The following is a 9,164-nucleotide window of genomic DNA, read 5'->3' on the forward strand; positions in this document are numbered from 1 at the left end:
AGGTGGGTGAAGCCATGGCCATGGTCAAAGCGCTTAACCGGATCACGCTATTAGGAATGCCGAACAGTATTCGCATCACGTAACAATCGACCCGTATGGGGCGCAGTCGTTACAAGTTCTGATTTATTCAACAAAGCCCCAAAACCGGACATTTCACACTGCAATCAACATATTGAATACACGACCTAATGATGCATTAGATCGGGCCAACATGGTTTCTGATGTGCGTGCTGGCATCAGCAGCAGCATGGATCAGTTGCGCGTTGCTCGCCAACTGTTGGTTCTGGCGGCGGCAACGCAACGCGTTGGTGATGCAGAGGGCTATAAAAGAGCACTGACACTGGAGGAAAGCCGGGTAAAAAGCTCACAAAAACGCTTCGATGAATATCTGGCACGACCGGATAAATTCAACGCACCCGCTGGATTGGATGATGAACTCGCCGTTAACTACGCGGCGTACCGCGATAAGGCGGTCAAACTGATCATCGAGGCGGTGAAGCGAGGCGAATTTGAAGAAGTCATTTCACTGGAAAGCGATGAAGCGCGCAAACTGGACGAAAACTACGCGCAATCGGTGCGTTATTTGACAGATAACGCTACGCAAATCAACTAGCACGCTGAGGCAAATTCGCGCCGGGGTTTTATGCTGATGGCGCTCTCCTTTGTGGCTTCCATGGTGATGGCTGCGATCATCTACGTGATTATCCGCAATGCATTACTGGCTCCGCTGGATCGGTTTGTGACGCGCATTCAACGTATTGCCGTCGGGGATTTAACTCAAAGTGCTGGTGAGATGGGGCGTAACGAAATCGGTATTCTGGGACAGAATGTCCAGAACATGCAGGTCGCATTGGCAGAAACGGTTAGTGTGGTGCGCGAAGGGGCAACGGCGATTCATCTGGGGGCCACGGAAATTTCTGTGGGTAACATCGATCTCTCCTCACGCACGGAGCAATAGGCCGCCGCGCTAGAAGAGACTGCCGCCAGTATGGAACAACTGACGGCTACGGTGAAACAAAACTCCGATAACGCTCACCATGCCAGCCAACTGGCGAAAAATGCCTCTACCAAAGCGGAGAAGGGCGGCGATATTGTGAATAACGTGGTGACCACCATGAGCGATATTTCTACCAGTTCACGCAAGATTGCGGACATTACCTCCGTGATTAACAGCATTGCTTTCCAGACCAACATTCTGGTGCTGAATGCTGCCGTTGAAGCCGCCCGTGCGGGTGAGCAAGGGCGCGGGTTTGCCGTGGTGGCCGGTGAAGTGCGCAGCCTAGCGCAGCGCAGTGCACAGGCGGCAAAAGAGATTGAATCCCTGATCGGTGAATCAGGTCGCCTCGTTGATACCGGCGTGCATCTGGTGTCACAGGCGGGAGAAACCATGGGTGAGATCGTTCAGGTGGTCACCAGCGTGACCGACATCATGAGGGAAATCGCCTCCGCGTCTGATGAACAGAGCCGGGGTCTCAGCCAAGTGAGTCAGGCGGTGTCGGAAATGGATAGTGCAGTGCAGCAGAATGCGGCGTTGGTACAGGAGGCCTCTGCGGCGGCGGTATCGCTGGAGGATCAGGCTGGGCGTTTGGCGCAGGCGGTTGCGGTATTCCAGATAGCTTCGCCAGCGTCCCCACGCGCTGGCAGCCTCGACGGGCGCTGCTGTGCCAACGTCAGCGCAGAGCAACCCTGCGTTGCTTGCGGCAGGTATAAAACGGGTCAAGCAGGATGACAATCAGAATTGGGAAACCTTTTGAGCGCTATTGAGCGGCAATCACCATATCAAACGCCCCGGCAATAGCCGGGGCGTTTGATATGACGAGATATTTTACTACCTGGCGCTAACAGCTCATTACTTCGCGATACGCTTGTACTTGATGCGGTGAGGTTCCAGTGCGTCTGCGCCCAACGTGCGTTTCTTGTACTCTTCGTACTCGGTGAAGTTACCTTCGAAGAACTCCACCTTGCCTTCATCCTGGTAATCCAGAATGTGGGTAGCAATACGGTCAAGGAACCAACGGTCGTGGGAAATGACCATGGCGCAGCCAGGGAACTCCAGCAGGGCGTTTTCCAGCGCGCGCAAGGTTTCAATATCTAGGTCGTTGGTGGGTTCATCAAGCAGCAGCACGTTGCCACCGACTTGCAGCAGCTTCGCCAGATGCAGACGACCGCGCTCACCGCCGGACAGTTCACCGACGCGTTTGCCCTGATCGGTACCTTTAAAGTTAAAGCGGCCAACATAGGCGCGACTTGGCATCTCGGTGGATCCAATGCGCATGATGTCCAGCCCGCCAGAGACTTCTTCCCACACAGTTTTGCTGTTGTCCATGCTGTCACGGAACTGATCGACCGATGCTAGTTTTACCGTTTCGCCCAGTTCGATAGTACCGGAATCGGGCTGTTCTTGACCGGACATCATACGGAACAGCGTTGATTTACCAGCACCGTTCGGACCGATAATCCCAACAATCGCCCCTTTGGGCACCGCGAACGACAGGCCATCAATCAGTTGGCGCTCACCGTAGGCCTTACTCAGGTTGGTGACTTCCACCACTTTGTCGCCCAAACGGGGACCTGGTGGAATGAACAGTTCGTTGGTTTCGTTACGCTTCTGGTATTCGGTGCTGTTGATCTCTTCAAAGCGAGCCAAACGGGCTTTGCCCTTGGCCTGACGACCTTTGGCACCCTGGCGCACCCACACCAGCTCTTTCTCAATGGATTTACGGCGAGCCGCTTCCTGAGAGGCTTCTTGTGCCAGACGTTGATCTTTTTGCTCCAGCCAGGAAGAGTAGTTGCCTTCCCACGGAATGCCTTCGCCGCGGTCCAGTTCCAGAATCCAGCCAGCCACGTTATCAAGGAAGTAACGGTCGTGGGTGATGGCTACCACGGTGCCTTCGAAGTCGTGCAGGAAGCGTTCCAGCCAGGCTACGGACTCAGCATCCAGGTGGTTGGTCGGTTCGTCGAGCAGCAGCATGTCTGGTTTTTCCAACAGCAGACGACACAGCGCCACGCGACGGCGCTCGCCCCCAGACAGTTTGTCGATTTTGGCATCCCATTCCGGCAGGCGCAGCGCATCGGCAGCGCGTTCTAACTGGTTATCCAGATTATGGCCATCGTGCGCCTGAATGATCTCTTCCAGCTTACCCTGTTCCGCCGCCAGCTTGTCGAAGTCGGCATCCGGATCGGCGTACAGTGCATACACTTCATCCAGACGTTTGAGCGCACCGACCACTTCCGATACCGCTTCTTCGACGGATTCACGTACTGTGTGTTCCGGGTTGAGCTGCGGCTCCTGTGGTAAATAGCCGATTTTAATGCCGGGTTTCGGGCGCGCTTCCCCTTCGATGTCTTTATCGATCCCAGCTATGATACGCAGCAGGGTGGATTTCCCTGCGCCGTTCAGACCCAGCACGCCAATTTTTGCGCCCGGAAAGAAGCTGAGGGAGATATTCTTTAAAATATGGCGCTTCGGCGGAACCACTTTGCCGACGCGGTGCATGGTATATACGTATTGAGCCACGTTGCGACTTCGCCTCTCTATGGGTTAAAGGATGCAGTGCGTTGCCCGCGCTGCATCGAGGTTAACGATGAAGGTGGGGCGTCGCCCTCTTCGATTTATCGTTATGCTGATGCGGAGTGTAGCTGGTTTCGCTGTGCGATCCCAGCCATCATCCCTTACTGTCTGTCACTCTGTGAGATGGCGCTAAGGGCCGCGTTTTGGCGCACAGCGTCCTACCCGGAATTTATAAACGGTTATCCTTACGTTGCTTGACATTTTATTCCCTTTTGCGACATATCGCCGCCGCGCATCCTGTGCCACACTGGAGGGCAGCAAATGTCGTCTGGATGATGCAAATTTTGCTGATGCGAACACCCTGTTTGCACTGACGGCGGCATTCTGAGGCGAAATGTATCAGTGATGTGCACATTGCATGTCGATAACCGTTTGGGATGAGGTGGTTTGGATGAAGGGTAACATGGGGCGCTGGGCGCGCATTGCCATCCTGTGTCTGGCGGGGGGTTACAAGCTCAGCCATGGCGGATACGCTGGATTCTCAACGCCAGCGTTATCAGCAGGTTAAGCAGGCGTGGGACAGTAATCAGATGGATACCGTGCAGGCGTAGATGCCAACCTTGCGCGATTACCCGCTTTATCCTTATCTGGAATACCGCGCGTTAACACAATCGCTGGGGCAGGTGAGCAGCAGCGACGTCAGCGCATTCTCGGCGCGTTATCCAACATTACCGCCTGCCCGCTAACCTGAAATCCCTGTTTGTGAATGAACTGGCGCGCCGCGAGGATTGGGCGGGCTTGCTGGCCTTTGCGCCCACCTCACCCAAACCGGTTGCGGCGCACTGTAATCACCTCTATGCCCGTTTTACTACGGGGCAGCGTCAGGGCGTGTGGGATGAAGCAAAGGCCATCTGGCTGACCGGCCGTTCGCTGCCTACCACTTGCGATAAGCTGTTCGCCGTTTGGGAAGCCGCTGGTGAAAAAACTCCGATCGCCGTACTGGAGCGTATTCGGCTGGCAATGAACGAAGGCAGCACCGGGCTGGTTAACTATCTGGTGAAACAGCTTCCGCCTGATTACCGTACCATCAGCGATGCGTTGATGAAGTTACAGAATGACCCCAAAACCGTAGAGCGCTTTGCACGCAGCGCGGGGCCAACCGATTTTACGCGCAATGCCACTCTGGTTGCCTTCCGCCAACTGATTCGACAGGATGAAGAGGGGGCCCGTGCGCTTATCAGCGTATTGGTGCGGCTGCAAAAAATGAGCGAAGCTGATCGCAGCGAGATGGAAGAAGCGGTGGCTTGGCGTTGGATGGGAACCGGTGCGACGCCAGAACAGGCCACCTAGCGTGATGCTGTTACGCAGCGCAGCCAATCCACCAGCCTGATTGAACGCAGGGTACGTATGACGCTCCGAGAGGGGGATAAAGCGGGGCTGCGCTTCTGGCTCGCGAAACTTCCGACTGAGGAGTTACAAAAAGATGAGTGGCGCTACTGGCAAGCGATGTTGCTGTTAGATAACGGGCAGCGTCAGGATGGGGAAGTCATACTGCGATCGCTGATGCAGGGACGGGGTTTCTACCCGATGGTTGCCGCGCAGAAGCTCGGTATCCCTTATTCGTTGACCATTGCCTCGTCCATCCCGGATAAGACATTGGCACAACGGCCGGAAATTGTGCGCGTGCGTTAATTGATGTACTGGAACATGGACAATCTGGCGCGTAGCGAATGGGGGGAACTGGTTGCGAACAGCGATAAGCCGCGTTAGGGAGCGTTAGCGCGTTACGCGTTTGATCAAGGCTGGGCTGACCTCAGCGTGCAGGCGACCATTGTGGCTAAGCTGTGGGACAATCTGGAAGAACGTTTCCCGCTGGCATGGCGCGACACCTTCCAGCGAATGACCCAAGGGCGTGCCATTCAACAGAGCTATGCGATGGCGATTGCCCGCCAGGAAAGCGCCTAGAACCCGCAAGCGCGCTCTCCGGTCGGTGCCTCTGGCATGATGCAACTGATGCCGGCCACCGCGCAGCATACCGCGAAAAAGGGCAACCTGAGCGGCTATATCAACAGCAGCCAACTGTTCGATCCCGAAACCAATATTCTGTTGGGCACCACTTATCTGAATGATGTCTATCAGACCTTCAATAACAACCGTATCCTTGCCAGTGCAGCCTATAACGCCGGTCCTTCGCGCGTGAATACTTGGCTGAAAAACAGCGCAGGGCGTCTCGATCAGGTTGCCTTTATTGAAAGCATTCCATTTACCGAAACACGTGGCTATGTGAAAAACGTGCTGGACTACGATGCCTTCTATCGCTACTTCCTGCATCAGAATGACAGCGTATTGACGTCAGCAGAGTGGGGACAGCGTTATTAGGTGTTGCGTTACCGATGCGATTTTTCACGCACGATATCGGTGATTTCCCAATGATTATGCTATGCTGCTGTACTCGTTAACGAGTATTGCAGCCCGCTATGACCCCTTTATCACATACCGATCCCGCGTTTTCCGAACACGGCAATGAAGATTGGCTCAAGTTTGCTGAGCTATTGAAGCTCTCCGTGGCGGAGGATCTGCATCACCCTCTATTGCAACTGTTGTTGACGCCGGACGAACGCACGGCGCTTGCTACACGTGTGCGCATTATTCAGGAGCTGATGCGAGGAGAGATGAGCCAGCGTGAATTGAAAAACGAATTGGGTGCCGGTATTGCTACCATCACGCGGGGATCTAACAGTTTAAAAGCGGCGCCGCCCGCGCTGAAACAGTGGCTGGACGCACAACTGCTGCCTGAGAGAAAATAGGTCTGTGGGATGTCGTAGAGGTTAAGGGGCATCGCGCCCCTTAAACGGGCTAGCTCGGCTGGCTGTAAACTGGGTTGTGGAAGGGCACCAACGCTAACAACAGTGCCTGATAGTAGACGCTGGTGCGCGTCAGTTTACCGTCGGTGAACACGCCAATCGCACCGCCCTGATGTTTAATGTCCTGAATGCCGGTCAAACGTGCCATTTCGTCTCCCAGCTCTCTTCCTTCCTTGATTCCTTGTAATATACTTTCCGGCAGCACCAGGCTGGCGGAGCGTGATTCACCACGCAGATGTGGGTTTTCAATCACCATCCAGGCGAACGTCATGCTCTCTTCAATGCCAGCTTCGACGCCGACCCAGAAATTGGCCTCGTGCCGAACCTGGCGGGCGCGCATAACGCGGTTGCGGGCTCCGGTACGCGTTTCGGTGGAACCCAAGGGCTGATGAGAAACGCCGCTGTCGACATCAACACCTTCGATGCGACAGTTTTCTTCGCCAAAGACATCCGTGAATGCGACTGTAATAGCCTTAATTTTTGCAGGGTTGGTAGTGGCAGCGACAACATGGTACATAAAGGTTCATACTCTTTTAGTTAATTTGACGCAGTATAATGGAAAAAAGCGATGTTACAGGTATATCTTGTTCGCCACGGTGAAACGGAATAGAACGTGGCTCGGCGTATTCAGGGACAATCCGACAGCCCGTTGACCGCACAAGGCGAACAGCAGGCCTATCAGGTTGCGAACCGTGTTAAAACGCTAGGCATCACGCATATCTTTACCAGCGATTTAGGGAGGACGCGCCGCACTACCGAGATTATTGCGCAGTCTTGCCACCACTGTGAAGTGGTTGAAGACCCTAATTTGCGTGAGATGAATATGGGAGTGCTGGAAATGCGTGACATAGACACGCTCAGTCCGCAGGAGGAAACCTGGCGCAAGCAACTGGTGGACGGTACGCCAGATGGCCGCATTCCCAAAGGGGAATCCATGGCGGAGATGGCAATGCGTATGCATCAGGTGCTCGATCGCTGTCTGGCGCTGCCGCCTAGCGGTCGTCCGCTGCTGGTCAGTCATGGTATGGCCCTCGGCTGCTTGTTAAGCACCATACTTGGGCTGCCCGCCAGCGCGGAACGCCGTTTGCGGTTGCGTAACTGCTCGCTCTCCCGCATCGATCATCAGCAGAGCACGTGGTTGGCGTCCGGTTGGGTCGTGGAAACCGCCGGGGATGTTTCTCATCTTGATACCCCGGCATTGGATGAACTCCAGCGTTAACGGTGTGCGCGCTTAGCGACGGATAGGGATCAGGTATTCGCAGCGGATCACTTTCGGTGGTCCGTCTTCTTTCGTCCCATTCGGGGTAAAACGCTCTGCGTCACAGCCATCGCGACGCGTCAGCTCGAAGGTGGGCAGGCAGGTATCGTATAGGCTGATAATAAAATCCTGTAGCGCATCCGTGGGGCCTTCATAGACGAACAAAGCATACTCGCCGCCGGGGAGCGTAATCGGCTCGCCGGGGTGAACCCCTTCAGGAACGTGCTCCGGCTCCACCGCAGTGGTATAGAGCACATCATGCTCGTCTTCTTTATCCTTGCTCGGACGGGCGTGGTGCAAGCCATACAGCAAGGGGGGAATGCACTTGGCCTCGCCCAGATACTGCCGCCAGAAGTGCACGCGCATTTCCGCGTGGAAATTACAGATCTGCTCCAGAGAACAGTTGCAGTTTTGCGTGACACCCACAAGTTGCGTATCTGGCAGTGTGACAAATTCGGGCTGCGGCAGCGTAAATTCATCCAAGCGTAACGGAGGGCGAATACCGTAGGTATTCCACTCTTCGGCACGGCGGTAAGAGGCTGGCGTCTGTGCAAACTGCTTTTTAAAAGCGCGGGTGAACGTTTGCTGTGAATCGAAGCGGTATTGCAGCGCGATATCAAGGATCGGTCTGCCGGTCATACACAGTGCCATCGCGGCTTTGGTCAACCGGCGTGCACGAATGTACGCGCCGATAGCGTGCCTAGTGATATCTTTGAACATACGTTGCAGGTGCCATTTGGAGTAGCCGGCTTTTGCTGCCACGTTATCCAGCGACAGTGGCTGGTCAAGATGTTTTTCCAGCCAATTGAGCAGGTCACGTATGATACTGGCTTGATCCATAGAACATCCTCGATAGAACACACAAAGCACGAAGCGCATAGAGATCAGGAATCATAGCAACTTTTTGCTGTTGTCACCGCTTAAGGTTTTTGAATAATTTATACAAACAATCAGGTGAAATTTTCATACTTTAGCCCTATATCGGCTTTGTTGAATAATAGGTAATCATGCTGTTTTTCCATGCCAGTTTTGGTTGAAAATGCTTTTCATCTCAGGTGTACACTTTTCTCGTGAGGCCTAACTGCATGATTTTACGTTGCGAGGATCCGTCGTTTCACTGGGCTGCCAGCATAAAATCTATTTATTCAACAAAGCCCCCTATATCTAGTAACAGCCTCGTCAGAGGGGGAAAAGCCCCTGTAACTTGTTTCCAGACAGAGAGAAATATTGATGAAAACCGCATTAATCATGGGGGTCGTGTATTCAATGAGTTGATGTAGCATCAAACGTAGTACTCGCGTTCGATGTAAGTACCGATGATCCTATCGTGCATTTCGGATGATTTTGAATATCCGGGCGTTTTGTGATTGAGCCGTTGCAATAGGTCACACAGTGTCAGATGTGCACGCTCAATACGCTGTGTATACAGCTTGCTAACAATGTGTTTTACTTTTGGAAGTTCGTCGTTGTAAGCCCTGTAGCCATCCGTGTTTGCATGACTGACGACGGTAACGCTGATGGCCACTTTTGC

Annotated in this window: 6 protein-coding genes and 3 pseudogenes; 5 read left to right on the plus strand and 4 right to left on the minus strand. The window is 54.0% G+C overall.

Annotated elements, in window-relative coordinates:
- Together QZ506_RS03870 and QZ506_RS03875 are read left to right on the plus strand one after the other, a co-directional pair.
- A pseudogene (locus QZ506_RS03870) lies at positions 1–83 on the plus strand (lipoprotein); the annotation flags it as partial.
- A 137-nt stretch (positions 84–220) separates the two neighbouring features.
- Positions 221–1,609, plus strand: a pseudogene (locus tag QZ506_RS03875) (methyl-accepting chemotaxis protein); the annotation flags it as partial.
- A gap of 240 nt (positions 1,610–1,849) precedes the next feature.
- On the opposite strand, the gene ettA reads toward QZ506_RS03875, so the two are convergent.
- A complete protein-coding gene (gene ettA, locus QZ506_RS03880) occupies positions 1,850–3,517 on the minus strand; it encodes an energy-dependent translational throttle protein EttA (protein WP_291969210.1) in 1,668 nt (555 codons plus the stop codon).
- Between the two features lie 457 nt (positions 3,518–3,974).
- On the opposite strand from ettA, the pseudogene sltY reads away from it, so the two are divergent.
- Together sltY and trpR are read left to right on the plus strand one after the other, a co-directional pair.
- Positions 3,975–5,890, plus strand: a pseudogene (gene sltY, locus QZ506_RS03885) (murein transglycosylase).
- A gap of 98 nt (positions 5,891–5,988) precedes the next feature.
- The gene (gene trpR / locus QZ506_RS03890; protein ID WP_291969212.1) at positions 5,989–6,318 is read left to right on the plus strand and encodes a trp operon repressor; all 330 of its coding nucleotides are present in this window, start codon (positions 5,989–5,991) and stop codon (positions 6,316–6,318) included.
- Positions 6,319–6,367: 49 nt separating this feature from the next.
- Here the strand turns inward: trpR and yjjX are convergent, their stop codons facing one another.
- Positions 6,368–6,892, minus strand: coding sequence for an inosine/xanthosine triphosphatase (gene yjjX / locus QZ506_RS03895; RefSeq protein ID WP_291969214.1), 525 nt, complete (start codon positions 6,890–6,892; stop codon positions 6,368–6,370).
- A gap of 96 nt (positions 6,893–6,988) precedes the next feature.
- On the opposite strand from yjjX, the gene gpmB reads away from it, so the two are divergent.
- A complete protein-coding gene (gene gpmB, locus QZ506_RS03900; RefSeq protein WP_291969215.1) occupies positions 6,989–7,594 on the plus strand; it encodes a 2,3-diphosphoglycerate-dependent phosphoglycerate mutase GpmB in 606 nt (201 codons plus the stop codon).
- Positions 7,595–7,606: 12 nt separating this feature from the next.
- On the opposite strand, the gene robA is transcribed toward gpmB, so the two are convergent.
- Both robA and QZ506_RS03910 read right to left on the minus strand, forming a co-directional pair.
- On the minus strand, positions 7,607–8,473 hold the full coding sequence (gene robA, locus QZ506_RS03905; protein ID WP_291969217.1) for an MDR efflux pump AcrAB transcriptional activator RobA: 867 nt from the start codon (positions 8,471–8,473) through the stop codon (positions 7,607–7,609).
- Between the two features lie 442 nt (positions 8,474–8,915).
- Positions 8,916–9,164: IS1 family transposase (locus QZ506_RS03910; protein ID WP_291969220.1), on the minus strand; the 249-nt coding region annotated here is incomplete at its 5' end.

The sequence above is a fragment of the Candidatus Symbiopectobacterium sp. genome, from assembly GCF_020054415.1.
Classification (GTDB): domain Bacteria; phylum Pseudomonadota; class Gammaproteobacteria; order Enterobacterales; family Enterobacteriaceae; genus Symbiopectobacterium.